Here is a 26,285-nt window from a genome sequence, read left to right on the forward strand (position 1 = left end):
CCTGCATGTCCAAGCGCGTTCTCTTCATCGAGCATGACCATGTCTCTGCTGGTGGTCCAATCTGGAAACAGTTTGAAAAGCGAGGCTATGAAATTTCTCGTTTTATCATCGTTGATGAAGAACATGCAAAGACTCCCAATGTCACACCGGTATGGCCAGATCTACTTTCATTTGATGTAGTAGTTGTTATGGGTGCGCCATATGCTGCATATGATGATGGCGCAATTGGTAACTGGTTAATTCCACAAATGGCAAAGATGCGCGAAGTTCATAACGCTGGAATTCCAGTGTTAGGTATTTGCTTTGGGGGACAGTTAATGTCGCGCGTGTTAGGCGGAACTGTTTCTCGTTCTCCTCATGCAGAGCTTGGTTGGTATGAAGTAGATAGCGATGATGAGACTTTGATTCCAAAAGGCCCATGGTTTCAGTATCACTGGGATCGATTCACTGTTCCACCAGGGGCGACAGAGATTGCCCGAACCGAACTATGCCCGCAGGCATATCACTTTGGTCGCACATTAGGCCTGCAGTTTCATCCAGAGATTGATTCTGAAGTTTTAGATATGTGGCTCGCAATGGATGGCGGGTGCGCCGAAGTTGAATCTGAAGGCGTAGTCGTAGAACAACTACGGGCAGAGACTAGAAAACTCGAAGCGCAAAGCAATCAGCGCGGTTACGATTTAGTTGATCAATTTCTTGATCGCATCGCAACCGCGCCAATTCGCACTATCTAATTAATCGTTAGAGATAAATACGTTCTTTAACTCTGTGTAAGAATCAACTGCATCTGGACCTAAACCGCGCCCAAGACCTGATTGCTTGAAGCCACCAAATGGTGTCCAGAAACGCACTGAAGAATTTGAATTCACAGATAGTGCGCCTGATTCAATTGCGCGAGAAACACGAAGAGCTTTTCCAACATCGCGTGTCCAGATAGAACCAGATAAACCATATTCGCTGTCGTTTGCCATCTTGATGCCTTCTGCTTCATCTTCAAAAGTTAAGATTGAAACAACTGGACCGAAGATCTCTTCACGCCAAGACTTAGCTTGAGCATTCTTAGGAAGCAAGACAGTTGGCGGCATCCAATATCCAGGCCCTGATGGGGCTGAACCTTGGAAAGCGATTTTTTCATCAAGATAAGATTCAACAACATCAAACTGCTTCTTTGAAATCAGTGGTCCCATTTCAGCAGTAGCAAGATTTGGATCTTCGCAGCGGAACTTCTTAACCGCGACTTCAAAGTGCTCCATGAACTTATCAAATGCCGACTTTTGCACAAGGATTCGTGAACGAGCACAGCAATCTTGGCCAGCGTTATCAAAGACTGCACCAGGTGCTCCGGCTGCAGCTTTTTCAATATCTGCATCAGCAAAGATGATGTTGGCGCTCTTGCCACCAAGCTCAAGAGTCACGCGCTTCACCTGATCGGCGCATCCAGCCATGATCTGCTTACCAACTTCAGTCGAACCTGTGAAGCCAACTTTTCGAACTAGGGGATGTGTAACAAAGCGATTGCCAACAACACTTCCCTTGCCGGGCAGAATGTTGAGAACACCTTCAGGAATTCCGGCGAGCAATGCAAGTTCGCCGAGGCGGATAGCAGTTAGCGGTGTGTATTCGGCTGGCTTTAGAACAACAGTATTTCCAGCAGCTAGCGCTGGAGCAAAACCCCAACCAGCAATTGGCATAGGAAAGTTCCAAGGCACAATGATTCCAACAACACCCAAAGGCTCTTTGAAAGTTATATCTATTCCGCCTGGAACTGGAATTTGCTTACCGAATAAGCGCTCTGGTGCTGCTGAGTAATACATCAGCGTATTGGCAACGTTGTCTGCTTCCCAGAGTGCATTGCCTCGTGTGTGGCCAGCGTTAGTGATTTCTAACTGCGCCAACTCTTCACGGTGATCAGTTACAACTTGGGAGAAAGCACGAAGTAAGCGAGCTCGCTCACCAGGGGTAACGTTTTTCCAAGTTTCAAAAGCTTTAGCTGCCTTTGCAATGATCGCATCAGTTTGTTCCAAATCTAAGTGCGGAACATTCTTAACAATCTGTTCAGTGGCAGGGTTGATTACATCGTATGAAGTGGACACGGTTGTTTAGAACCTTTCGAAGTTGCGGACTAATTCCCAATCGGTGATTGCCTTGCCGTATGCAGCAATTTCAATCTTGGCCATATTTGCATAGTGTGCTTGAACTTCAGCGCCAAAGGTTTCCTTAACCCAAGCAGAGCCCTCCCACAGTGCAAGTGATTCATTCATTGATGAAGGAACACGTTGTGAGTCTGAGGCGTATGCATTTCCTGTGAATGCTGGTTCTAAAACCATCTTGTTCTTAATTCCATCAAGGCCTGCTGCGATGATTCCTGAAACAGCTAGGTATGGATTCACATCTCCACCTGCAACACGATTTTCAAGGCGAAGGCTTGCACCCTTTCCAACTAATCGAAGGGCGCATGTGCGGTTATCGCGACCCCAGCGGATAGCTGTTGGAGCAAATGAGCCTGGAACATAACGCTTATAAGAGTTGATGTTTGGCGCAAAGAGCAAAGACATCTCACGCATGTGGGCAATCTGTCCAGCAATGAACTGGCGACCTAGATCGCTAAGGCCCTGCTCTTTATCTGAATCATCAGCCATCACCATGGAGCCATCTAGACCACGGAATGAAAGGTGAATGTGTGAAGAGTTACCTTCTTTTTCATTTGGCTTAGCCATAAATGTAAGTGCATAGCCATCTTGTGATGCAATTTCTTTAGCACCGTTCTTATAAATGACGTGGTTATCACAATTTGATAGAGCATCGGAGTACTTAAAAGCAATTTCATGCTGGCCAAAGTTACATTCACCCTTAACGGACTCAACAGTCATTCCAGCTTTTGCCATAGACAAACGGATTCTGCGCAAAAGAGGCTCAATGCGTGATCCACCTAAAATTGAATAGTCGACGTTGTATTGGTTAACAGGGATCAGATTCTTGTAGCCCTTGTTCCAAGCCTCCTCATAAGTGTCTTTGTATACAACGAACTCAAGCTCGGTTCCACACATGGCTTCCATGCCAGCATCTTTAAGCGCTTTGACTTGCTTGCGCAAGATCTGGCGGGGAGAGGCGACAACATCTGTGTGATCTAGCCACTGCACATCAGCTAACACAAGTGCAGCACCTTCTTGCCAATCAATCATGCGCAACGTGTCCATATCTGGAACCAATGCGAAATCGCTATAGCCGCGTTCCCATGAGGACATCTCATATCCATCAACGGTATTCATATCGACATCGACTGCTAGAAGGTAGTTGCAACCTTCAGTTCCATGCTTGAGCACTTCATCAAGGAAGAAAGTTCCATGGATGCGCTTACCAGTTAAGCGGCCCTGCATATCGGTCATTGCTACTACGACGGTATCTACTTCACCGCTCTTGATCTTGGCTGTTAAATCAGCAATCGTCATTGATGTCATGCCCAATAGCCTAACGATTTACGGCATTAAAATCTAGGGTAAAAAAATCCCCCCGCACTTTGTGTGCGGGGGGATTTATGAGAGTTATTACTCTTTTATAGGTTTGTTCGAGGTCCTGTGTACCACTTCTTAGCAGATAGGTTCCACCAGATCCACAGAATGATTAACGCTCCGCCAGTAACAATCGGTGCGTAGTTCACTGCTGTCCAAGTAAAGCCTTCATTTCCTGGAACACCAGCTGGTGAGAATGGAAGAATAAAGTAAACCGAAATAACTGCGATTTCGGCAACTGCAATCGTACCCATCCACTTGTACTTAGACCCAAGGTTCCATTCACCAACTTTGAACTTATCGCCAGCCTTGAGGCGTAGATAAATTGGAATTAAGAACGCTAAGTAAAGAGAAATCACACAAACAGATACAACTGCATAGAACGCAGTTGGTGCACCAGTTGGTGACTTCCATAGAGCTGGAAGAGTCAAAACAATGCCGCCTACTGCAGATGCAAGTACTGCATTTGCAGGAACTTGGTGCTTGTTAACTTTCTTCCAGAGATTTCCTCCAGGTACGGCGCCATCGCGTGAGAATGCGAACATCATGCGTGAGCAAGAGGTTAAGCACGCTGTAACGCAGAAGATTTGACCGACTGTAGTGATGAGCATAATGATCTTAAATGATGCGCCACCACCAAGTGCGCTGTATAGCAACGCAATGATTGAACCGCCACCGTAAGGGTTCACGGCTGGATCAAATGAGTTGATGTAATCAGTGTTAGTTGCAACATAAAGGAAGGACATCAAAAGGATATATCCACCAATTGCTGAGTAAGCGATTGACTTCCAGATGCCCTTAGCTGCTGCTAAGTGAGCGCTGTGAGTTTCCTCTGACAAGTGAGCTGAAGCGTCAAAACCAGTAATTGTGTACTGAGTAAGTAAGAATCCTAGTGGAAGCACAAAGTACCAGTAAGCGTTGTCACCAAAACCTGAGTTGTTTACTTGTGTAGTAAACATCCAGTTAAGTGATTGATGCTTATCTGTACCAAATACCAGAATTCCAACAATGAGCGCAGCGCCGAATACGTGCCACCACACTGAAATGTTGTTAAACATAGCTAGAAGCGGACCACTGTAAACGTTTACCAAGGTTGCAAAAGCTATAACAAAGAGGAAGAGCATGAACTGTTGCTTGATGTAATCCCCACCCATAAAGCTTGTTGCATATGAAGGTGAGTACAAGCCAATGAGATTGTTAAGGAATCCAGTCACGCCGTAACCCACAGATGCTGTTACAGAGACGAGACCAATCAGGTTTAGCCAGCCTGTGTAGAAACCAGCTTTAGCTCCACCTAGCTTTGATGACCACCAGTAAATACCACCTGATGTTGGATATGCGGAAGCAAGTTCTGACATACAAAAGCCGATGACCAAAATGAAAAGTGAGATGAGGGGCCAGCCGATTGAAATTGCAACCGGACCACCGTTATTCCAAGCCTGCGCAAATGTTGTGAAACAACCTGCAAGAATTGAAATGATTGAGAATGAGATCGCGAAGTTCGAGAATGAACTCCATGTTCGGTTAAGTTCTTGCTTATAACCGAGTTCGTTTAAGCGTTGTTCGTCTGTTAGTGCCAAGATGTTCTCCTCCTGAGCCATTTGGGGTAATCTTTCTACTCCACAGTGTGACTGAAATGGAAGGGGTTTTCTCAAAAATGTGCCGTCTTATGGGCTACGTGTCGCAGGCCGAATCCTCATTTCCCGCACAAGTGGGTAAAGATTTTGAAGAATTCATCGCCCTGTCATCTGTCCACTGCGATGGCTGGGGAATCTCCACAAATGATAGACAGCACGCACACGCAGTGCTAGAGAAAAAAGTTGAAGCTGCAGCCGAAAGCGCAACTTTTCAAAAAGTAATTGCTGACAATGCAGCCGATGGTGCTTTACTGCATCTTCGTTGGGCGACCAAGGGCTTATCAATTAGCGAGAACAACACACACCCATTTGTATATGGAGACTATTCATTTATCCATAATGGATCTATTTTTCCTCCAGATTCTTTTTCTGACTTCATTGATGAAAAATTCAAAAAGTTAATTGTTGGTGACACCGATAGTGAGCGCTATTTCTATTTGATGATGACTCAGATCGAAAAATTAGGTTTGGCTGAAGGAATCAAGACGACTCTTGCGATTATCAAAGAACATGGAAAGACAACATCTTTAAACTTCATGTTGATGAACAAAGAGAGCTTTGTTGTTGGTAGCGAGCACAACTCTGAAAAGAAACCTGATTGGGCACCTGCTGACTATTACGTCATCAAGTATAAGAAAGACGCTGATGGGGTTCTCTTTGCATCAAGTGGATGGAACCAACCAGGCTGGCACACCTTAGAAAATCACCATGCGGCCATCGTGAACCGTTCAACCTTTGAGATTGACGTAATCAACCTCTAATTTCCCCCATTACGATAGGTGCATGAACCGCACCTATGCCGTTGAAACTTACGGCTGCCAGATGAACGTGCATGATTCAGAGCGCATTGCTGGATTACTCGATGAGGCAGGCTTTATTCCAGTCGAGCCTGGTAAACAGGCAGACATTGTTGTTTTCAATACCTGCGCAGTGCGTGAAAATGCAGATAACAAATTGTATGGAAACTTATCTTTCTTAGCGCCTATCAAAAAAGCTAACCCCAATATGCAGATTGCAGTCGGTGGATGCTTAGCTCAAAAAGATCAGGCAACAATCTTAAAAAAGGCACCCTATGTCGATGTGGTCTTTGGAACTCACAATGTTGGCTCACTCCCGGTCTTACTTGAGCGAGCTCGAATAGAAGAAGAGTCTCAGATTGAGATTCTTGAATCTTTGGAGCATTTCCCGTCAACTCTTCCAGCAAGACGCTTATCAGCCTTCTCTTCCTGGGTATCTGTCTCGGTTGGGTGTAATAACACCTGCACTTTTTGCATTGTGCCAACTTTGCGCGGTATTGAAAAAGATCGAAGTGCGATAGATATTTTGAGTGAAGTTCGAGCGCTAGTTGATCAAGGCGTTATAGAAATTACGTTGCTGGGTCAAAATGTGAACGCCTATGGAGTTGATTTTGGAGATAGAAGTGCATTTGCCAACCTGCTTAAAGAATGTGGCAAAGTTGATGGATTAGAACGAGTGCGTTTCATGTCTCCGCATCCACGTGATTTCACCGATGATGTAATTGAAGCAATGGCCACAACAGCCAATGTCATGCCACATCTTCACATGCCGCTTCAATCAGGTTCCAATTCAATTTTGCAGTCGATGCGTCGCTCCTATAGAACCGACAGATATTTAGGAATTATTGATCGAGTCCGCACTGCGATGCCACACGCTGCAATTACAACTGACATCATCGTTGGATTCCCAGGTGAGACTGAAAGTGACTTCCAGGCGACAATGGATCTTTGTACGCAGGCTCGCTTTGCAGCTGCCTATACCTATCAATACTCAAAGCGTCCTGGAACACTAGCCGCTTCGATGCCAGATCAAGTTTCGGCAGAAGTTGTTGGTGAGCGTTATACGCGTTTGCATAATCATCAACAAGCAATTTCTCTCTCTGTAAATGAAGAAGCAGTAGGTAGGAATTTCAAAGTATTAGTTGGCGACTATGAAGGCCGCAGAGATGAAGCACAGGAACGCATGACTGGGCGAAGTGAGGATTTCAGATTAGTTCATTTCTCAAACAGCATCGAAGCACGCCCAGGTGATGAAGTTGAGGTATCTATTACTCAAGCTTCAGCGCACTACTTAATCGGAACTCCAGGAAAAGTGAGAGCCACACGCGGGGGAGATGCCCATGCAGCACGAACTGCAGAAAAGAAGAGTGCAGCGACATTACTAGGAATGCCGACGTTAAAAGTATGAAATTGATTGTCATTTGCGGAGCAACTGCAACCGGAAAGAGCGATTTAGCAATCTCGCTGGCTCAACACCTAGGCGCTGAAATCATTAATGCTGACTCGATGCAGATCTATAAGGGCATGGATATTGGTACCGCAAAACTTACCGTGAGTGAGCGAGCAGGAATCACCCACCACATGCTCGATGTTTTGGAAGTCACGCAGGATTCAACGGTTGCTTGGTATCAAGAACAAGCACGTAATGCAGTAAGTGAAATCCATAGCCGCGGTAAAGATGTCATCGTCGTTGGTGGCACTGGACTCTATATAAAGGCAATTCTGGACGATCTGAACTTTCCAGATACTGATCCTGTCGTTCGGGCGTCGTTAGAACTTGAATTAGCAACTATTGGGTTGAATGCACTGTTTGAGCGCTTAGAAAAACTTGATCCAGCAGCGGCCATTGCAATTGATCGCGCTAACTCTCGGCGAGTAATTCGCGCCCTAGAAGTAATTGCAATTACAGGTAAACCATTCACAGCTAATCTGCCACGAGAGGCAAGCACTCGTTATCCCAATGCAGTTCAGTTCGGATTAGTAATGGACCGAGATCATCTCAGTGAGCGAATAAGTGCACGCGTTGATCGAATGTGGGAGTTAGGTTTTGTTGAAGAAGTTGAGCAGTTACTCAAAGATGGAATTACTTCCGGGCGCACAGCTCAGTTAGCTTTAGGGTATTCACAGCTCATTGCTATGAAAAATGGGCTATGGAGTGAGGAAGAAGCCAAAGAGGACACAAAGCGGGCCACACGCCAATACGCCCGTCGCCAAGAGACTTGGTTTTCGCGTGATGATCGAATTAAGTGGATATCACAAGCCCAACCGCGTCTTGAAACTGCACTGCAACATCTAGAGAAGATAAACTAACGCTAATGATTGCAACGTATGGTCACGGGACTGAAAATGACTTTGTTCTCGTTTTTGACCCAAAAGATGAACAATCCATAACAACTGCCCAGACCGCTGCCATTTGTAACCGCGAATCAGGTATAGGTGCAGATGGATTAATACGAATTATTAAACGCGATGAGAAGTGGTTTATGGATTATCGCAACGCTGACGGCTCATTGGCAGAAATGTGCGGCAATGGCATAAGAGTGATGGCCAGATATTTAGTGGAACGTGGCCATGTGCCCGAGGGCATTTTTGGGATTAATACACGAGATGGAATGAAGCATTTACGCGTGCCGATGGTTGGCGATATCTCGGTAAACATGGGCAAAGTTAGCGATGAAGAGATAGCAATAACTGCAGCAAATAATGGACATATCTGGAATGGCTACAACATTAATGTTGGTAATCCCCATGCAGTTGTATTTGTTGATGATATTGCTCAGGTAGGCGCTCTAGATGATGCTCCTATTGTGCGCCCTAAAGACACATACCCAGAAGGTGTAAACGTTGAGTTTGTTCAGATCACGGGAGATAACGAAGTAACAATGCGTGTATTTGAAAGAGGAAGTGGTGAAACGCGCTCATGTGGCACAGGAACATGCGCTGTTGCACTTGCTGCATCCCTTTATACAAAGCAACGACTTCCAGCACATTGGATTGTCAATCCACCAGGGGGACGTCTAGAAGTTTCCATTGATGGACACTCCAACGCCACATTAATTGGTCCTGCAGTTCTAGTGAAAGATGTGGATATTTCGGAGTTTCTACTTGCCTGATAAAGAGTTTGATGACGAGTTTGAAGCTCTGCTTGCTGAAAGCGCACGCGTTGCCGCTGAATACGACGCCAGCGATGAGGATGAGTTAGTAGATCCAACCCAGGAACTCTCAGAGCGTCATTCGTTAAGACGCGTAAAGGGTTTTTCTACACAGCTCCAAGATATTACTGAGGCTGAAAATCGTGAATTACAACTTGAAAAAGTTGTTTTAGTAGGCGTCTGGACTGAGGGCACTTCAGAGATGGCTGAGAATTCTTTAGCAGAACTTAAAGCATTGGCTGAAACTGCAGGTTCAGAAGTTATGGAAGGCATTATTCAACGTCGCGATAAACCAGACCCAGCGACATATATTGGTTCTGGAAAAGTTGCTGAGCTAAAGCAGATTGTTGTTGCAACTGGGGCTGACACCGTGATTTGCGATGGAGAACTTTCTCCTTCCCAGCTTCGACAGTTAGAAGAGAAGATCAAGGTAAAGGTTGTGGATCGCACCGCTTTGATTCTAGATATTTTTGCTCAGCACGCTAAAAGCAAAGAAGGTAAGGCACAAGTAGAGCTGGCACAAATTGCATATCTACTCCCACGTCTACGCGGTTGGGGTGATTCACTCTCACGCCAAGCAGGTGGTCGCGCAGCTGGTGGTGCTGGAATTGGTGGACGTGGTCCAGGTGAAACAAAGATTGAAACCGATAGACGCAAAATCCGCGACAAGATGGCAAAGCTGCGCAAAGAGATTGCTGAGATGAGAGTCGCGCGCGATACCAAGCGTCAGGAGCGCAAGCGCTTTAACATCCCCTCCGTTGCTATTGCCGGATATACCAATGCTGGTAAATCATCGCTACTCAATCGCCTCACTGATGCCGGTGTCCTTGTTGAGAACGCACTCTTTGCAACACTGGATCCAACTGTTCGTAAATCGCAAACAAGCGATGGCCGTGTATACACATTAAGTGACACGGTGGGATTCGTTCGACACCTACCTCATCAGTTAATTGATGCCTTTAAATCAACACTTGAAGAAGTATCTGGATCTGATGTCATTGTGCATGTTGTCGATGGATCTCACCCAGATCCATTTGAACAAATTCGCGCAGTTCGCGAGGTAATTGCAGAAATTGGTGGGGGAGATATTCCTGAAATTATCGCGATTAACAAAGTTGATGTCGCTAATCCTGAAGTTGTCATGGAGATTTTGCGGAAAGAACCAAATAGCTATGCATTTTCAGTCAGAACTGGCTTTGGTATCGAGGGTCTTGTTTATGCAATTGAGCGTTCATTGCCAAGGCCATCAGTTGAAATCAATGCAGTGATTCCATATGACCGAGGCGACTTAGTGCATGAGATTCATGAGCGTGGAGAAATCTTTTCTGAGGTGTATGTAGAGGGTGGGACTGCTGTTCATGGCCGGGTCGATGCAACACTGGCTGCGGCGATAGAAAAGGTGCAAGTGAGGGGGGAATAACCCCGACACGCCGAGCGTTATAGCAACAGTAAAGCCTGATGTGCGCCATGATGCCCCCGCAGGAACTAGTCAAGTGTGGAATCGAGGTGAGAGCAATGGCAACAGATTACGACACACCCAGAAAAACCGATGAAGAACTACATGAAGAGTCGTTAGAAGAATTAAAAGCTAAACGTGTCGATGCTCAATCCGGCCAGATCGATGTTGATGAAGCAGAAGCTGCTGAAAGCCTAGAGCTACCTGGTGCAGATTTATCCGGTGAAGAATTAGCAGTTCGAGTAGTACCAAAGCAGGTTGATGAATTCACATGTTCACGTTGCTTCCTTGTGCATCACATCACTCAGCTTGCAAAAGGCGAAGGTGCCAAGGCTGTTTGTAAAGAGTGTAATTAATTCTCTTTTAAAGCTTTAACCAGTTGATTCGCCTTATTACTAGAAATTAACCAATAAGGCGTTTCATCTCGTTCATCAAGTACTTCTACTTTCACCCCCGTTGATGACCAAAACCTAAATGCTAAAAAGGCCATTGGATTTGCATCACGAGATCTGATGGCTTTCATCGCTGCGGTATCTAACTCTGTGACCTCACCTATGTATCTAAACTCTATGTGAGCTCGGCCCACCATGAGTTCAGAGTGATCAACTTGGATAATTAAGCGCGTGCGGATGGAAATCAAAACCAATAGGGCGCTCAGAGCAAGAAAGGTAACCAGCGCTGCAGAGTTTCCGAGTGCAGCCCACACTGAGAGAACAAAGGAGAGAAAAAAGAAGTAAATAAGTGCGAGTAGCCATAGTGGCATACGGATCACTTCGCGGTATCGCATAGGTCATACGCTATCGGATAGTCTTTGCTTCATGAGCCGTATCGCTTCGACCGTGCCACCTGAAGGTGCCATCATTCCAGAGCGACATCCAAAAGCTCCGCCAGTTGGCTCAAAGATTCCTTCACATTTTGGTCACTGTTTTGGTTGCGGTGAACTTCATCCCACTGGTTTACATCTTGTTGCTTATGCCGGAGATGGCGCAGACATAACTGCGCAATTTACTGTTACTGAAAATCATCAAGGAGCACCTGGTTTAGCTCACGGAGGATTACTTTCACTCGCCTTTGATGAAGCACTTGGAAAGTTGATGTGGTTACTTCGTGCGCCTGCGGTTACTGCCCGCTTAGAAACAGATTTCCTAAAACCTGTTCCAATGGGTTCAACCTTGCACATCACCGCCAAAATTACTGGTCAAGTAAATCGCAAGGTTTATTCCTCTGCCGAAGGTCGACTAGACACACCAGATGGTCCTCTAGCTGTTCGTGCAGCTGCTTTATTTGTCATTGTTCCAATGGATCACTTCCTCAATAATGCGCCTAAGGAGTACTTAGACCACATTGCAAAAAGTCCTGAGATTTTGGCATTTGTTGATCCTGATTTTGAGATTAATCCGTAGATGAGCCAACTAAAGGTATTGATCAAGCGCTTGGATCCTTCGGTTCCGCTTCCGCACTATGCAAAAGGTGGCGATGCTGGAGCTGATTTAGTCACAACAAAGGATTTCACTTTGGCCCCAGGGGAGCGCGCGCTCATTCCAACTGGCATATCAATCGCACTTCCTGATGGCTATGTGGCCTTGGTACATCCTCGATCTGGTTTGGCAATTAAACATGGAGTTACATTGGTGAACACTCCTGGAACTATAGATGCTGGCTATCGTGGTGAAATTGCCTGTATTTTGATTAATCATGATTCTAAAGAATCAATTGCATTTAAAAAGGGCGATCGCATCGCCCAATTGGTTATTCAACAAGTTGAACGAGCCGAATTCATCGAAGTAGAAGAACTGCCTGGCTCCGGGCGAGGTAGCGATGGTTTTGGATCAACGGGAGTGGCATGAGCGAACATAATCAAGATAAAGAGACTGTAATAAAAGCCCTTGGTGGAAAGAAAGGGCTTATTGATTCGGGTCTTCCAGCTGTAATTTTCCTTGTAACTTTTAACCTCAGAAACAATCTACGAGAAGCCATAATTGCGGCCTTGAGCCTTTCAATCTTTCTAGCAATTTTACGTTTAGCCAAAAAAGACACGATTCAGCATTCAGTCTCGGGTATTTTGGGTGTTTTGCTTTGTGCTTATTTTGCCAATCGTTCCGGAAATGCCTCTGACTTTTACATTCCAAAACTACTAACAAATCTTGCATATGGCACTGCGTATTTAGTCGCAAATCTTGTTGGGTGGCCATTACTTGGAATTGTTCTAGGCCCATTGCTAGGTGAAAACTTTGAATGGCGCAAAAATCCAGCACGCAAGAAGGTATACACACGGGCTAGCTGGATCTGGGTTGCCATGTTCTTCTCACGCATTGCAGTCCAGTATCCAATTTATCGCAGTGGAAATGTGAACTTACTTGGCACAGTCAATCTTGCGATGGGCTATCCGCTATTTTTTGCTACTGCCTACGCAAGTTGGTTAGTGATTAAAACCGCTCCGCCTGTGATTAAATCTAGCTAGTTATAAAGCAAGATTTAATGCGGGCTTCAGCATCAGATGAAGCAACAAATAGAAGCTCATCTCCAGCAGCAAAAACATCATGGGCTTTGGCAGTGATTACACGGCCGTCTCGAACAATTGCTGCGAGAGCTGCATCTTCTGGAAGTTCAATCTCTTCCACTGTTTTACCAATACAAGAAGATCCATCAGGAAGAGTTAACTCAACAAGATTTGCTTGACCCTTTTTAAATGAGAATAAGCGAACAACATCACCAACACTTACAGCCTCTTCAACAAGGGCTGCAATGATGCGAGGAGTTGATACGGCTACGTCTACACCCCAAGAGGAGTCAAAAAGCCATTCATTCTTTGGGTGGTTAATTCGGGCAACAACACGTGGCACGCCATACTCAGTTTTTCCCAATAGTGATGTCACTAAATTTGCTTTGTCATCACCTGTTGCAGCGACTAAAACCTGGCATGTATTGAGGTGGGCATTATCTAACGATGTAATCTCGCAAGCATCTGCCATCAGCCATTCAGCATCTGGGACACTCTCAAGTTTTAGGGCTTTAGGATCTTTGTCGATGAGTAAAACTTGGTGTCCGTTATCAAGAAGTTCGCGCGCAATGGCTCGACCCACATTTCCTGCACCAGCGATTGCAACTCTCATTGACGCTCTCCATCTGGTGAATTAGCAAGGACTTCTTCAGTCTTAGCAATATCTTCATCGCTAACCATCACATGGATGAGATCGCCTTGCTGCAAAACGGTGTGTTCATCAGGAATGAGGCCAACTCCAAGGCGAGTAATAAATGCAACACGAGCTGGAGTGAGTTCATCGATAAGAAGAATTTGGCGTCCATACCAATCATTGTGTGGGTGCATTTCACACAGTTGGACAGTTCCGCTGGCATCGCGCCATTCAGAGCGAGAACCTTCTGGGAGCAATCTGCGCATGATTTGATCTGTTGCCCAAAGAACTGTCGCAACAGTTGGAATACCTAAGCGCTGGTAAATTTCAGCACGACCTGGATCATAAATGCGAGCTACAACGTTTTGAACGCCATAAGTTTCTCGCGCAACGCGTGCGGCCAGAATGTTTGAGTTATCACCATTACTAACAGCGGCAAATGCATCGGCATCTTGAATTCCAGCTTCGCGCAGAACATCTCGGTCAAAGCCAACACCAGTGACAGTTTTGCCTTTGAAGTTTGGACCTAAGCGGCGAAAAGCCTCACGTGCTTGGTCAATGACAGCGACGGTGTGGCCAGCTGCTTCAAGATCAGTGGCCAGTGATGAGCCGACTCGACCGCATCCCATGATGACTACGTGCATATGTATTAACTTACACCCATAAGGTTAGTTCCGTGGCACCAACTATGAAAAGAACCCTTGTGGTCGGCGAAGTTATCGAGGTAACAATAGAAAAGGTTGCCCATGGCGGCCACTTTATTGCCCGACACGAAGGCTGCGTGATTTTCGTGCGCCATGCCATTCCCGGCGAAAAGTGCCGTATCCAAATCACTTCGGTAGGAAGTTCCTTCAACCGCGCAGATGTTGTTGAAACATTGGAAGCATCGACCGACCGTGTTGTTGCACCATGTGAATACTCAAACCGTAACGGGTGCGGAGGTTGCGATTTTCAGCACATCACTATCGAGCGGCAACGAAAACTAAAAGCTGATGTCATCACTGAGCAATTTGCACGTATTGCGAAAATGGAAATGGCCGTTGAAGTTGAGAGTGTTGGACCAGAACTTGGTTGGCGCTCTCGGATCACTTCTACAACCGATAAAAATGGACGCCTAGGATTTATTGGCTCTCGAAGTCACACAGTGATCCCAGTTTCTAATTGTTTAGTTGCGGCTAAGGAAATTAGATTTTCTGAATTAGCTGCCAGAACGTGGAAAGGGGATATGCGCGTTGAGATAGCTGCCTCTAATAGTGATGAACGCTCTATTTCACTTATGCCAACTCGCGGAGAAAGCAAGTCTCGCTTGAGCGAAGGACCGGCAATATTGCATGAAAAGGTTTTGGATAAAGCTTTAGAGGTTAGCAATAACTCTTTTTGGCAAGGCCATGTCAATGCTCCTAGTGTGTTGAGTGAAGTTGTCCGAGATTTTGCTGGAGTTAAGAACGCCGACCATGTTTTGGATCTTTATGGAGGTGTCGGACTTTTTGCCGCAGCGCTGATTGACATGGTTGGTTCAGAGGGAAGAATTGAACTCATCGAAGGTAGCAAAAGTGCAACCTCTGATGCTTCTAGAAATTTTGCTGAAAATACAAATGTTAAAGTTATAACTGGAGATGTAGCCACACACCTACCAAGAATCAATTCGGCAGATGTTGTAGTTCTAGACCCGCCCCGCGATGGTGCTGGAAAAATAGTGGTCAGCGAAATTGCCAGACTCAAGCCACGAACAATTGTCTATGTGGCATGCGATCCAGCGGCATTAGCGCGTGATACTGGTTACTTTTTGGAACGTGGATATTCACTCGTAAAATTGAGAGCTTTTGATCTCTTTCCAATGACACATCACATCGAATGTGTTGCGCGCTTTGAGCCCGCTAAGGTATCTTGACGCTCAAGAAAGCGAAGATTTATTAGGGGAGATGATGAGTAAGAACTCTTTCAACGCAAAGAAGAATCTAGAAGTTGCGGGCAAGAGTTATGAGATTTTCGATATCTCTGGCATTCAGGGTGCAACTAGCCTTCCATTCTCACTGAAAGTTCTTTTAGAAAATCTTCTTCGCACAGAAGATGGCGCTAACATCACAGCCGATCACATCAAGGCGCTAGCTAATTGGAATCCAGCAGCAGAACCAGATACTGAAATTCAGTTCACTCCTGCTCGCGTAGTAATGCAGGACTTTACGGGTGTGCCCTGCATTGTGGACCTTGCAACAATGCGTGAGGCAATCGTGGATTTGGGCGGAGATCCTTCAAAAGTTAACCCTCTTGCTCCAGCAGAGTTAGTAATTGATCACTCAGTTATTGCAGATGTTTTTGGAACAAAAGATTCTTTTGAGCAAAATACTGATATTGAATATGAGCGCAACCAAGAGCGTTATCGCTTTTTGCGTTGGGGCCAAACCGCCTTTGATGAGTTCAAGGTGGTACCGCCAGGAACTGGAATTGTCCACCAAGTAAATATTGAGTACCTAGCTCGCGTAGTCATGACTCGCACAGTTGGTGGCGTGTTACGTGCCTATCCAGACACCGTGGTTGGAACAGATTCACACACAACGATGGTGAACGGCTTAGGAGTTCTTGGGTGGGGCGTCGGCGGAATTGAGGCAGAAGCAGCCCTCCTTGGTCAACCAGTTTCAATGCTTATTCCACGCGTTGTTGGATTTAAGTTAACCGGCCAACTTCCTCTTGGAACTACCGCAACAGATATGGCCTTGACCATTACTGAAATCTTGCGCAAGCACGGAGTTGTTGGAAAGTTTGTTGAGTTCTATGGCCCAGGTGTGGTTTCAGTCCCTATGGCTAATCGCACAACTATTGGAAACATGAGTCCTGAATACGGATCAACATGTGCAATTTTCCCTATCGATGAAGAAGCTTTGCGTTACTTGCGCCTAACTGGGCGAAGTGATGATCAAGTTGCTTTGGTTGAGCAGTATGCAAAGAAGCAAGGCCTATGGCATGACCCATCTGTTGAGCCACGTTTTTCTGAGCAAGTTGAGTTAGATCTCTCGACCGTGGTGCCATCTATTGCAGGACCTAAGCGTCCACAAGATCGCATTTCTCTAAGTGACTCAAAGTTAGCTTTTGAAAAGACTTTGCCTACTTATTTCTCAGACAAAACATCTAGAGAAGAAGTAAAAGCAGGGTCAACACGTGTGAAAAACGGAGATGTAGTTATTGCATCCATTACCTCGTGCACAAACACTTCAAATCCCTCAGTAATGATTGGTGCGGCACTTCTAGCAAAAAAGGCCGTTGAAAAAGGTTTGAAATCAAAGCCTTGGGTCAAAACAACTCTAGCTCCAGGCTCAAAAGTTGTGACTGATTACTATGACCGTGCTGATTTAACTAAATACATGCAAGCGTTGGGCTTCCACTTAGTTGGTTATGGTTGCGTGACCTGTATTGGTAACTCAGGCCCACTGCCTATTGAAATTAGCAAGGCCGTGAATGACTCAGATTTGGCAGTAACCGCTGTCCTGTCTGGTAACCGAAATTTTGAGGGCCGCATTAGTCCTGATGTGAAGATGAACTATTTGGCTTCACCACCATTAGTTGTGGCTTATGCAATCGCCGGCACTATGGATCATGATTTTGAGAAAGACTCTCTAGGGCAAGATCAAAATGGTAAAGATGTCTACCTAGCCGATATTTGGCCAACACCAGCGGAAATTCAATCAGTAATTGACTCTTCAATTTCATCTGCCATGTTTACAAAAGATTATGCCTCAGTCTTTGATGGTGATCACCGCTGGAAGTCATTGGCTACACCAGTTGGAAAAGTTTTTGAGTGGGATCCTAAATCTACCTATGTGAGAAAGCCTCCGTACTTTGATGGAATGCCAAAAACCCCAACTCCGGTTGTAGATATCTCTGGAGCGCGCGTCTTGGCAGTTCTAGGGGATTCAGTAACAACTGATCACATCTCACCTGCAGGAAACATCAAAGCTGATTCACCAGCAGGTAAGTACTTAGCAGAGCATGGAATTGATCGTAAAGATTTCAACTCTTATGGCTCTCGCCGAGGAAATCACGAAGTAATGATTCGTGGAACTTTTGCCAATATTCGTCTGAAGAATTTGTTACTAGATGGCGTTGAAGGTGGATTCACTCGCAACTTCGCAACTGATGGAAGGCAATCAACGATTTATGATGCATCAGTTGCTTATCAAAGCGCTGGAACACCATTAGTTATCTTGGCAGGTAAGGAATACGGCTCTGGTTCTTCACGTGACTGGGCTGCCAAGGGAACTGCACTTCTTGGAGTGCGCGCAGTAATCGCTGAAAGCTTTGAACGTATTCACCGTTCCAACTTAATTGGAATGGGAGTCCTACCTCTCCAATTTAAAAATGGCGATAGTGCTCAGTCTCTTGGCCTCACAGGTGAGGAAGAATTCTCAATCAGCGGCATCACAGCTCTCAATACTGGGGGAGTTCCTAAGGAGCTCACAGTGACTGCTGGAAGCAAGAGCTTTGTTGCAACTGTGCGCATAGATACTCCAGGAGAAGCCGATTACTACCGCCACGGTGGAATCATGCAGTACGTTCTTCGCTCGCTCTTAAACGCATAAGCATCTAAACTTAACCCCATGTTGAGCCAGATTAACTCCCCAGCCGATTTGGCTGCTCTCTCTCACGAGGATCTCATTGAACTCAGTGCAGAGATTCGTGGCTTGCTCATTGAAAAAGTTTCAAAGACAGGTGGCCACTTAGGTCCAAACTTAGGTGTTGTCGAACTGACAGTTGCAATTCACAGAGTTTTTGAATCACCAAAGGATGTCATTGTCTTTGATACAGGACATCAGTCCTACGTTCACAAGATGCTAACGGGCCGTGGTGGAGCTTTCGATACTTTGCGCCAACGTGGTGGTATCTCTGGATATCCAAATCGCAGGGAAAGTGAACACGATGTCATCGAGAATTCACATGCATCAACGGCGCTTTCATGGGGCGATGGAATTTCTCGAGGTTTCTCATTACAAGGAGCCAAGGATCGACATGTAGTCGTCGTGGTTGGAGACGGCGCCCTAACTGGTGGAATGTCGTGGGAGGCGTTAAACAATATTGCTCCTGAACAAAAGAGAAACCTAGTTATTGTCGTTAATGACAACGAGCGTTCTTATTCACCAACAATTGGTGGAGTAGCTACCTATCTTTCAACTCTGCGTGTTACAAGCGGTTATGAGAAGTTCCTGGATTGGGGCAAAGAGGTTCTCCATAAGACTCCAGTTGTTGGAATGCCAATTTATGAGACTTTGCATGGAATGAAAAAGGGAATCAAAGACATTGTCGCTCCGCAAGGAATGTTTGAGGATTTAGGGCTTAAGTATTTAGGCCCAATCGATGGTCACGATATTGCTGCAATGGAAAGAGCGCTGCAACAAGCTAAAGAGTATGGAGCGCCAATTTTGGTTCATGCCATTACTGAAAAGGGTAAGGGCCACAAGCCGGCAGTTGCCGATGAAGCAGAGAAGTTCCATGCAGTAGGCGTTATTGATCCTGAATCAGGGGAGCCTTTGGCCAAGAGTGGAACATCGTGGACGAAAGTCTTTGCACAAGAGTTAGTTGAGATTGGTAAGACCCGCACAGATATTGTGGCAATCACTGCTGCGATGCTTGGCCCAACTGGCTTAGATCAATTCCAAGCTGCTTATCCAGAGCGCACAATTGATGTGGGAATTGCAGAACAACATGCAGTAACTAGTGCTGCTGGTTTAGCTTTCACTGGACTTCATCCAGTTGTTGCCGTGTATTCAACCTTCCTTAATCGCGCTTTTGATCAATTGCTCTTAGATGTTGCCCTTCACAAGGCCGGAGTCACATTTGTCCTAGATCGCTCCGGCGTGACAGGTGATGATGGACCATCTCACCATGGTATTTGGGACTTAGCTTTAACTGGAATTGTTCCAACAATGCATGTTGCAGCACCTAGAGATGGTGCGCGACTTAAAGAACTATTGCGTGAAGCTGTTTCCATTAACGATGCTCCATCTATGGTGCGCTTTCCAAAGGGTGCAGTGCAAGAAGATATTCCTGCATTCGAGCGACGTGATGGCATAGACGTTCTCTATCGCGGTGAGAGTGCTGATGTTTTGATGATTAGCGTTGGGGCTATGGCTGCAATTGCAGTTGAAGCTGCATCTTCTGCATATCGTGAAGGCGTTGGAGTAACTGTCATTGATCCACGTTGGGTCAAGCCATTGCCAGAGTCATTGGTACGTATGGCAGAGCGCTATAAGAGTGTTGTTGTTCTAGAAGATGGCATTAGACATGCAGGTATTGGAAGTGCCATCTCTGAGATGTTTAGAGATGCAGGAGTGTTAATCCCACTTCATTCCATAGGCGTTCCGCTTGAGTTTATTGAACACTCTAAGCGTGGCGAGATTTTGAGCGATATTGGTATTACAGCTCAAAACATTTCACGCAGCGTTGTTGAATGGAGCAGCACTCTTAAGGAAGAGATGCAACTCCCTTCGGATGAAAACGCTGACCGCAAGCAGCCTCGCTAATACCTTCACGATCCAAGTACGGCAATATTCCACCTAGGTGCATTGGCCATCCTGCGCCCATCAACATGCAGAGATCAATCTCAGCAGCAGTTGAAACAACACCTTCATCAAGCATCATTCGCGCTTCAACGGCAAGTGCGGTTAATGCACGGCTGCGAACTTGCTCAGCCGTTGATGGTGAATCACCTTTATGAATAAGGGCTAAGGCTGCTGGGTTTGCACCGTAACTTCCATCTTCATTTTTAACATAGAAGTTTCGAACGCCTTCTTTAACCATCGCAGCCATTGTTGGGGAAATACGGTAGCGATCTCCAAGATTTGCGTGCAAGGTTTCAGATACGTGTAATGCAACTCCAGGACCGACTAGGTCTAGAAGTTGGAATGGTGACATCGGGAAACCAATAGAGCGCATAGCGTTATCGGCAACCTCTGGTGAAGTGCCTTCATCTACTGCATCGGTGATTTCGCCCATGAAGCGAGTCAACAATCGGTTAACAACAAAACCAGGCGCATCTTTGCAGATGATCATGGTCTTCTTGAGTTCTTTACCCACAGAGATTGCTGTTGCCGTAGTTGCATCATCGGTCTTACTTGTTCGTGCAACTTCAAGTAATGGCATGACAGCTACTGGGTTAAAGAAGTGGAAACCGACAACTCGCTCAGGATTTTTAAGTCCTTCACTCATACGCTCAACTGAAAGTGATGAGGTATTCGTGGCCAAAACACACTCAGGAGAGACAATTGTTTCAAGCTTCTTGAAAAGCTCCTGCTTGAGAGATAGTTCTTCAAAGATAGCTTCGATGATGAAGTCGCATCCTGCAAAAGTGTTTTGATCTGACGATCCTGAGATAAGTAGTGACAAACGAGCGGCAGATTCAGCGCTCATTCGCTTCTTCTCAACTAATTTAGCCAACTCATTCTTAACCCAGGCCACACCCTTATCGGCGCGCTCTTGATCAATATCTGTCATAACAATTGGGCACTTGAGATTACGTAGAAGAAGTAGTGCTAGTTGTGAGGCCATGAGGCCTGCGCCAACAACTCCCACTTTGCCTACTTTGCGAGCAAGAGCTGGCTTTGGGGCGCCCTCTACTTTTTTACGCTTCTTTTGAATGACATTGAATGCATAGAGAGATGCACGCAGCGGATCACTCATTGTTAAATCAGCTAGAGCTAAATCTTCTGCATCAAAGCCAGCACCTAATGTGTTGCTCTTGGCTGCGCTAATGAGTTCAAGGGCTTTCATAGGTGATGCTATTTCAGCGCCGCCATACTTCTTGAGTGCAGCAGCTTTTCCAGTTGCAAGAGCGCTTTCCCATGCTGGATCTTGGCTGTAGTCCTTGCGCTCAACTTTAGTTACTCCATTGAGAACATTTGCGGCAAATGCAATGGAGCGCTCTAGGAAATCAGAAGGTTCATACACAGCATCGACAACACCAAGTTTGAAAGCATCTTTAGCTTTCATCATGGTGTTGTTATTAAGAGCATTTAACATGATTACCTGAACAGCACGCTCAGGGCCAATCAACTTAGGCAAAATAGTTGCACCGCCCCAACCAGGAACTAAGCCAAGGAATACTTCAGGCAATGCAGTAAATGCTGTGGAGGCAAGTGTGCGGTAGTGGCAGTGAAGTCCAACTTCAAGACCGCCACCCAGTGCCAAACCGTTGATGAATGCAAATGTTGGAATCTTTGATTCACCTAAGCGGCGAAAGACATCATGGCCCAATTTTCCGATACCCAGTGATTGCTCTCGGCTAGTAATAAATGAAAGAGCAGATAAATCAGCTCCTGCGGCAAAAATAAAAGGCTTACCAGTCAGTGCAATTGCAACTGGATTTAGCGCAGTAGCTGCCGTAATAGCTGCATCTAATGCAAGTAGAGACTGTGGGCCAAAAGTATTGGGGCGATTATGATCGAGTGAGTTATCTAAAGTGATCAGAGCTAAGACGCCTTTGGTGCCGAACGCGCTTAAATCAACCTGTCGCACCAGAGCTTGCGTGACAACCTCTTCAGGTGCACCTTCTGGAAGTTTGATATCTACGCTCATTTATTTCACCTGACCATTAAAGTGTGGGTTTTCCCAAATAACAGAACCACCCATACCAAGACCGATACACATAGTTGTTAAGCCATAGCGCACCTCTGGATGGGCTTCAAAAGATCTAGCTAAATTGAGCATCAGGCGAACACCAGATGATGCAAGTGGGTGTCCAACGGCAATTGCTCCGCCAAATGGATTAACGCGGGCGTCATCATCGGCAATTCCAAAGTGCTCAAGAAAAGCTAAAACCTGCACGGCAAAGGCTTCATTGATTTCAAAGAGTCCAATATCTTCAATACTCAATCCAGCTTGTGCAAGTGCTTTAATCGTTGAAGGAACTGGTCCGAATCCCATTACTTCAGGTTCCACTCCAGCAAATGCGTATGTAACCAATCTCGCCTTAATGCTTAGACCTAACTCTTTTGCTTTGTCTTCACTAGCAAGAAGCGCCGCAGTTGCTCCATCATTTAATCCAGAGGAGTTACCGGCAGTGACTCGACCTGCTGGACGAAAGGGAGTCTTTAAACCTGCTAGACCTTCCATTGTTGTTGTTGGACGAGGTGCTTCATCAACTGTTGCAATTGTCCAACCCAACTCTGCGCTACGTGCAGCCATTGGAATGAGATCTCGTTGAATCAACCCAGCTTCATATGCCTTTGTTGTCTTGAGTTGTGAGTTAAGTGCATATCTATCTGCACGTTCTTTCGTAATTGTTGGGAAGCGATCATGGAGTCTTTCAGCTGTTGAACCCATTGCAAGTGCATCTTGCTCAACAATCTTTTCAGCCAAGTAACGAGGATTAGGATCCATGAGTTCACCCATTGGGTGATTTCCCATATGTTCCACGCCCCCGGCAATAGCAATATCATTTGAGCCAAAGGCAATTGCGCCTGCAATTGTTGTTACTGCAGTTAATGCACCTGCACACCAACGATCAATTGAATAGCCAGGGACAGTATTTGGTAATCCAGCTAGGAGAGTGGCACTGCGGCCGATGTTCATTCCCTGATCACCTGTTTGTGTTGCAGCAGCAATGGCAACATCATCAATTGCGCTATGGGCAACATTTGGATTTCTATCTAAAAGTCCGCGAATTGCGCGCACCATCAAATCATCGGCACGTGTACCTGCATACATCCCCCCTGCTTTTCCAAAAGGGGTACGAACGGCATCGACTAAGACAACTGAGCGAGACATAGTGATCCTTTACTAGGGGTGGATATAGCGGTTATGTTACCCGCCAGTAAGGATTTGTGACAGCGCTTAGGCTGGAGTTAGCGCACGCGTGCGAGGCTTTGAGAGATAGGCCCCAAGGACAGTGGTGAGATAGATCGTCCAGATGCCTAGTTGTAGCCATGAGGTTGTGTTATCAAAGCCCACAAGGCCACCCAGTGTTGCGCCAAGCAATGAGTCCTTAGGAATCAGGCTTGAAACATCCCAGGCATATGACTCTCCACCAGGAAGCCAGCCGAGCTCTTGGAACTCATGCACTCCATATGAGAGAACTCCTGCTGCAACGACAACGAGAGCAACTCCGGTGTAGCGGAAGAATTTGCTCAAGTCGAGTTTGATTGCAGATTTGAAAATCAAATATCCAAGAGAGATTGCAACTGTAAAACCGAGAATCAATCCCAGTGCAGCACTACGAGTGTCTGCAATAGTTTTAAAGTTTGTGTAAACAAATAAAGCAGTTTCTAAACCTTCTCGAATAACAGCGAAAAACGCTGCCCCAGCAAGGGCTAGAGGCCCTGTGCGCAAAGCTAAATCAACTTTGCCATGTAGATCTGCCTTTAGAGTGCGAGCAGTGCGCTTCATCCAAAAAACCATCCATGTAACAAGTGCTACAGCTAGGAATGATGTTGTTCCTACAAAAAGCTTTTCAGCGCGCTCGGTTAACTCCTCAGAAGTTTTAGAAAGAATTAATCCAAGGCCAATACTTCCAACAATGGCTGCAACTACTCCGCTCCATAGTGGGGCTAATAAATGTCTGCGGTCGGTTTTTAGAATATAGGCGACCAAAATGCCAATAATCAGGGCAGCTTCAAGGCCTTCGCGAAGGGCGATGATAAATGTGCTCAACATGGGAGAAAATCTAGAGGGTGGGGGGTATTTACGCAACTCTTATGTTGCGTAATTCAGGCTTCCTCTGGTGTGGTTTCTGGCACAGGTTCAGGCGTGGGAAGCGCCTCTTTCTCCAGCAAGGAGGCCGTAATCGCCTCTGAAACCAGATCCGCTTGCCATTTTCTGGCACCGAGTGAGAGCAAATGCTCCCTGACAATCTCTGGAGAGGATTGCGATGTTGATGGTGTTGGCGGAGCCCAACAAATGCGGCGAACCAGCTCTGGAGTGATCAGGTTTTCTACCGGGATGTTGTTCTCTTGAGCAATGATTTCTATGCGAGCTCGAGCATGAGAAAGCGGTGCGTATTTTTCCGGGAACTTATCTCTCCACAGTTTAATTGGCGGCAAAGTATCTGCATTAGTGCGAAGTGCTGGCCAGTCTTTTTCTTCAAGAGCAACTGCGCGTGCCACGGCATCTAGCCACGCCTTGAGATTCTCTAGCCAACGTGCCCGAAGTCCAAGAGGGCGTAGAACTTTCTCAAACTCTTTTTTAGTTGTAACTGGATTGAGTGCTATTTCAACTATTGCTGAATCATTGAGTAGTTTTCCGCCCGCAATGTCTAGTGACTTTGCAATCTCATCTCGCGTAATCCAGAGTTCACGAATAATTGCTAATTGATCTTTTCGCTTAATCTTGTGCATTCCAGAGGTTCTACGCCATGGGTCCACGCGAGGAGGTGCAGGAGGGGCTAAAAGTATTGAAGCAAACTCTTCTTTGGCCCAGGAGTCTTTTTTAGCATCAACTAACAGCGCTTCAACTTTGTCGCGCAGCTCTACAAGTAGTTCAACATCTAATGCTGCATATGTCAGCCAGTCTTGAGGCAGTGGACGCACAGACCAGTCTGCAGCACTGTGTTCTTTTGCAAGAGAAACACCCATCAAAGATTCCAGAAGTGGGCCAAGACCAACACGGGGTAGGCCTGCAATTCGCCCCCCTAATTCAGTATCAAATAAGCGCTTTGGGTTGATTCCTAATTCTCGAAGACAGGGCAGATCTTGTGTACTGGCATGGAGAATTACCTCATCTGTATTGAGAAGATCATTGAGCTCAAGCATCAGTGAGTGACCTGGACCAAAGGGGATTGGGTCAATCAGATGTAATCCACCATTGGTGCGCTTAATTTGAATGAGATATGCACGTGCGCTGTAGCGAAAACCTGATGCACGCTCTGCATCAACGGCAAATGGACCGCTTCCCTTTGACAGTTGTTCTAATGCAGATTTAAGAGATGTCTCATTATCAATAACAGCAGGAGTACCACCGGCGGGAGTGAGCAGTGGTGTTGCAGTTACCTCTTCAGACATCAGCGGGCTTAACGACGTCTGGCAGATGAAATAGTTGAAACGCCATCAGGAATTGGTTCGAGTCCTGCGACATCAGTAATCAAGCGACACCATCCAGCGATGTGTTTGATGATTTCAATGGGATCTGTAATTGCAGGTGTCCAAGAAGCACGAATCTCAATTTCTGATTCATCATTTCGTGGGGATAGTTTTCCGAAAGAGGCACTTGATACACGAGTGACAGTTCCACTTGGTGCAGCTAGTGCGCACTCTTCACTTTCTAGCGCTTCAAGAAACCAACTCCAGCCGACCTCTGGCAGAAGTGGATCCTGTTGCATCACTGGATCAACATCTGCACGGACGAAAGTTACGCAGCGAAATTCACCTTCCCAGGTGTCTTGTCCGCCAGGTTCGTGTAATAAGACAAAGCGACCTGAAGCTATTTCATCTTCGTCATCGCCTAGTAAGCCATTACTGACATCGGCTGAGAATGCGAAAGAGTACGTAGCTAGTTTTTGTGGGGCTGGAACCTCTTCTAAAACGATTTCAGCACGCGGTGTAAAGGTACGTAAGGAGTTGACTAAATCTTCAAATCCTCTGGCATCCACTGCTTAAGAATAAACAGTAAGGAGTCCTTTTC

General features: G+C 46.0%; 24 protein-coding genes. 13 read left to right on the top strand and 11 right to left on the bottom strand.

Going from position 1 to position 26,285, the window contains the following annotated elements:
• Positions 1 to 5 precede the first annotated feature (5 nt).
• Positions 6 to 734 carry a type 1 glutamine amidotransferase gene (locus A7sIIA15_RS02835; protein WP_095685696.1) on the top strand — a complete coding sequence of 243 codons (729 nt, stop codon included), beginning with the start codon at positions 6 to 8 and terminating at the stop codon, positions 732 to 734.
• On the opposite strand, the gene A7sIIA15_RS02840 is transcribed toward A7sIIA15_RS02835, so the two are convergent.
• From A7sIIA15_RS02840 to A7sIIA15_RS02850, 3 genes are all read right to left on the bottom strand, one after another.
• Positions 735 to 2,093: an aldehyde dehydrogenase family protein gene (locus A7sIIA15_RS02840; protein ID WP_095685697.1), complete on the bottom strand. Its 1,359-nt coding sequence runs from the start codon at positions 2,091 to 2,093 to the stop codon at positions 735 to 737.
• Between the two features lie 6 nt (positions 2,094 to 2,099).
• Positions 2,100 to 3,458 carry a glutamine synthetase family protein gene (locus A7sIIA15_RS02845; RefSeq protein WP_095685698.1) on the bottom strand — a complete coding sequence of 453 codons (1,359 nt, stop codon included), beginning with the start codon at positions 3,456 to 3,458 and terminating at the stop codon, positions 2,100 to 2,102.
• 95 nt (positions 3,459 to 3,553) lie between these two features.
• Positions 3,554 to 5,110 (bottom strand): amino acid permease, encoded by a 1,557-nt coding sequence (locus A7sIIA15_RS02850; RefSeq protein WP_420021906.1) that lies wholly within the window; start codon positions 5,108 to 5,110, stop codon positions 3,554 to 3,556.
• A gap of 56 nt (positions 5,111 to 5,166) precedes the next feature.
• On the opposite strand from A7sIIA15_RS02850, the gene A7sIIA15_RS02855 reads away from it, so the two are divergent.
• From A7sIIA15_RS02855 to A7sIIA15_RS02880, 6 genes are all read left to right on the top strand, one after another.
• Positions 5,167 to 5,907, top strand: a complete 741-nt coding sequence (locus tag A7sIIA15_RS02855; protein ID WP_223298288.1) for a class II glutamine amidotransferase — start codon at positions 5,167 to 5,169, stop codon at positions 5,905 to 5,907.
• Positions 5,908 to 5,929: 22 nt separating this feature from the next.
• The gene (miaB, locus tag A7sIIA15_RS02860) at positions 5,930 to 7,351 is read left to right on the top strand and encodes a tRNA (N6-isopentenyl adenosine(37)-C2)-methylthiotransferase MiaB (RefSeq protein WP_095685700.1); all 1,422 of its coding nucleotides are present in this window, start codon (positions 5,930 to 5,932) and stop codon (positions 7,349 to 7,351) included.
• Positions 7,348 to 8,253 (top strand): tRNA (adenosine(37)-N6)-dimethylallyltransferase MiaA, encoded by a 906-nt coding sequence (miaA, locus tag A7sIIA15_RS02865; protein ID WP_095685701.1) that lies wholly within the window; start codon positions 7,348 to 7,350, stop codon positions 8,251 to 8,253. The genes miaB and miaA overlap by 4 nt, the downstream gene beginning before the upstream one ends.
• Before the next feature lie 5 nt (positions 8,254 to 8,258).
• On the top strand, positions 8,259 to 9,056 hold the full coding sequence (gene dapF, locus A7sIIA15_RS02870) for a diaminopimelate epimerase (protein ID WP_095685702.1): 798 nt from the start codon (positions 8,259 to 8,261) through the stop codon (positions 9,054 to 9,056).
• Positions 9,049 to 10,515, top strand: coding sequence for a GTPase HflX (gene hflX, locus A7sIIA15_RS02875; protein WP_095685703.1), 1,467 nt, complete (start codon positions 9,049 to 9,051; stop codon positions 10,513 to 10,515). The genes dapF and hflX overlap by 8 nt, the downstream gene beginning before the upstream one ends.
• 95 nt (positions 10,516 to 10,610) lie before the next feature.
• The gene (locus A7sIIA15_RS02880) at positions 10,611 to 10,907 is read left to right on the top strand and encodes a DUF4193 domain-containing protein (protein ID WP_018206714.1); all 297 of its coding nucleotides are present in this window, start codon (positions 10,611 to 10,613) and stop codon (positions 10,905 to 10,907) included.
• On the opposite strand, the gene A7sIIA15_RS02885 is transcribed toward A7sIIA15_RS02880, so the two are convergent.
• Positions 10,904 to 11,338, bottom strand: coding sequence for a DUF3093 domain-containing protein (locus A7sIIA15_RS02885; protein WP_095685704.1), 435 nt, complete (start codon positions 11,336 to 11,338; stop codon positions 10,904 to 10,906). The two genes, A7sIIA15_RS02880 and A7sIIA15_RS02885, sit on opposite strands and share 4 nt — an antisense overlap.
• Positions 11,339 to 11,369: 31 nt before the next feature.
• Between A7sIIA15_RS02885 and A7sIIA15_RS02890 the strand changes: the two genes are divergently transcribed.
• From A7sIIA15_RS02890 to A7sIIA15_RS02900, 3 genes are read left to right on the top strand one after another with little or no spacing between them, the layout of a single operon-like run.
• On the top strand, positions 11,370 to 11,954 hold the full coding sequence (locus A7sIIA15_RS02890; protein WP_095685705.1) for a PaaI family thioesterase: 585 nt from the start codon (positions 11,370 to 11,372) through the stop codon (positions 11,952 to 11,954).
• Entirely contained in the window at positions 11,955 to 12,398 is a 444-nt protein-coding gene (gene dut / locus A7sIIA15_RS02895) for a dUTP diphosphatase (protein WP_095685706.1), read from the top strand.
• The gene (locus A7sIIA15_RS02900; protein WP_095685707.1) at positions 12,395 to 13,012 is read left to right on the top strand and encodes a DUF3159 domain-containing protein; all 618 of its coding nucleotides are present in this window, start codon (positions 12,395 to 12,397) and stop codon (positions 13,010 to 13,012) included. Before dut ends, A7sIIA15_RS02900 begins: the two co-directional genes overlap by 4 nt.
• On the opposite strand, the gene A7sIIA15_RS02905 is transcribed toward A7sIIA15_RS02900, so the two are convergent.
• Both A7sIIA15_RS02905 and A7sIIA15_RS02910 read right to left on the bottom strand, forming a co-directional pair.
• Positions 13,005 to 13,664 (bottom strand): potassium channel family protein, encoded by a 660-nt coding sequence (locus A7sIIA15_RS02905; protein ID WP_095685708.1) that lies wholly within the window; start codon positions 13,662 to 13,664, stop codon positions 13,005 to 13,007. The two genes, A7sIIA15_RS02900 and A7sIIA15_RS02905, sit on opposite strands and share 8 nt — an antisense overlap.
• The gene (locus A7sIIA15_RS02910; RefSeq protein WP_095685709.1) at positions 13,661 to 14,329 is read right to left on the bottom strand and encodes a potassium channel family protein; all 669 of its coding nucleotides are present in this window, start codon (positions 14,327 to 14,329) and stop codon (positions 13,661 to 13,663) included. Before A7sIIA15_RS02910 ends, A7sIIA15_RS02905 begins: the two co-directional genes overlap by 4 nt.
• Positions 14,330 to 14,373: 44 nt before the next feature.
• On the opposite strand from A7sIIA15_RS02910, the gene A7sIIA15_RS02915 reads away from it, so the two are divergent.
• From A7sIIA15_RS02915 to dxs, 3 genes are read left to right on the top strand one after another with little or no spacing between them, the layout of a single operon-like run.
• Entirely contained in the window at positions 14,374 to 15,576 is a 1,203-nt protein-coding gene (locus A7sIIA15_RS02915) for a class I SAM-dependent RNA methyltransferase (protein ID WP_223298289.1), read from the top strand.
• A gap of 34 nt (positions 15,577 to 15,610) precedes the next feature.
• Positions 15,611 to 18,259 carry an aconitate hydratase AcnA gene (acnA, locus tag A7sIIA15_RS02920; RefSeq protein ID WP_095685711.1) on the top strand — a complete coding sequence of 883 codons (2,649 nt, stop codon included), beginning with the start codon at positions 15,611 to 15,613 and terminating at the stop codon, positions 18,257 to 18,259.
• Between the two features lie 18 nt (positions 18,260 to 18,277).
• On the top strand, positions 18,278 to 20,197 hold the full coding sequence (gene dxs, locus A7sIIA15_RS02925) for a 1-deoxy-D-xylulose-5-phosphate synthase (RefSeq protein WP_095685712.1): 1,920 nt from the start codon (positions 18,278 to 18,280) through the stop codon (positions 20,195 to 20,197).
• On the opposite strand, the gene A7sIIA15_RS02930 is transcribed toward dxs, so the two are convergent.
• The 5 genes from A7sIIA15_RS02930 to A7sIIA15_RS02950 form a co-directional block, all read right to left on the bottom strand.
• A complete protein-coding gene (locus A7sIIA15_RS02930) occupies positions 20,139 to 22,247 on the bottom strand; it encodes a 3-hydroxyacyl-CoA dehydrogenase NAD-binding domain-containing protein (protein WP_095685713.1) in 2,109 nt (702 codons plus the stop codon). The genes dxs and A7sIIA15_RS02930 overlap by 59 nt on opposite strands.
• Complete coding sequence (locus A7sIIA15_RS02935; protein ID WP_095685714.1) at positions 22,248 to 23,438, bottom strand: thiolase family protein; 1,191 nt, start codon at positions 23,436 to 23,438, stop codon at positions 22,248 to 22,250.
• Between the two features lie 66 nt (positions 23,439 to 23,504).
• Complete coding sequence (gene efeU, locus A7sIIA15_RS02940) at positions 23,505 to 24,323, bottom strand: iron uptake transporter permease EfeU (protein ID WP_095685715.1); 819 nt, start codon at positions 24,321 to 24,323, stop codon at positions 23,505 to 23,507.
• 53 nt (positions 24,324 to 24,376) lie between these two features.
• On the bottom strand, positions 24,377 to 25,666 hold the full coding sequence (locus A7sIIA15_RS02945) for an HRDC domain-containing protein (protein WP_095685716.1): 1,290 nt from the start codon (positions 25,664 to 25,666) through the stop codon (positions 24,377 to 24,379).
• Between the two features lie 8 nt (positions 25,667 to 25,674).
• Positions 25,675 to 26,253 carry a DUF3000 domain-containing protein gene (locus A7sIIA15_RS02950; protein ID WP_095685717.1) on the bottom strand — a complete coding sequence of 193 codons (579 nt, stop codon included), beginning with the start codon at positions 26,251 to 26,253 and terminating at the stop codon, positions 25,675 to 25,677.
• Between the last annotated feature and the right edge of the window lie 32 nt (positions 26,254 to 26,285).

The sequence above is a fragment of the Candidatus Planktophila vernalis genome, from assembly GCF_002288185.1.
Lineage (GTDB): Bacteria > Actinomycetota > Actinomycetes > Nanopelagicales > Nanopelagicaceae > Planktophila > Planktophila vernalis.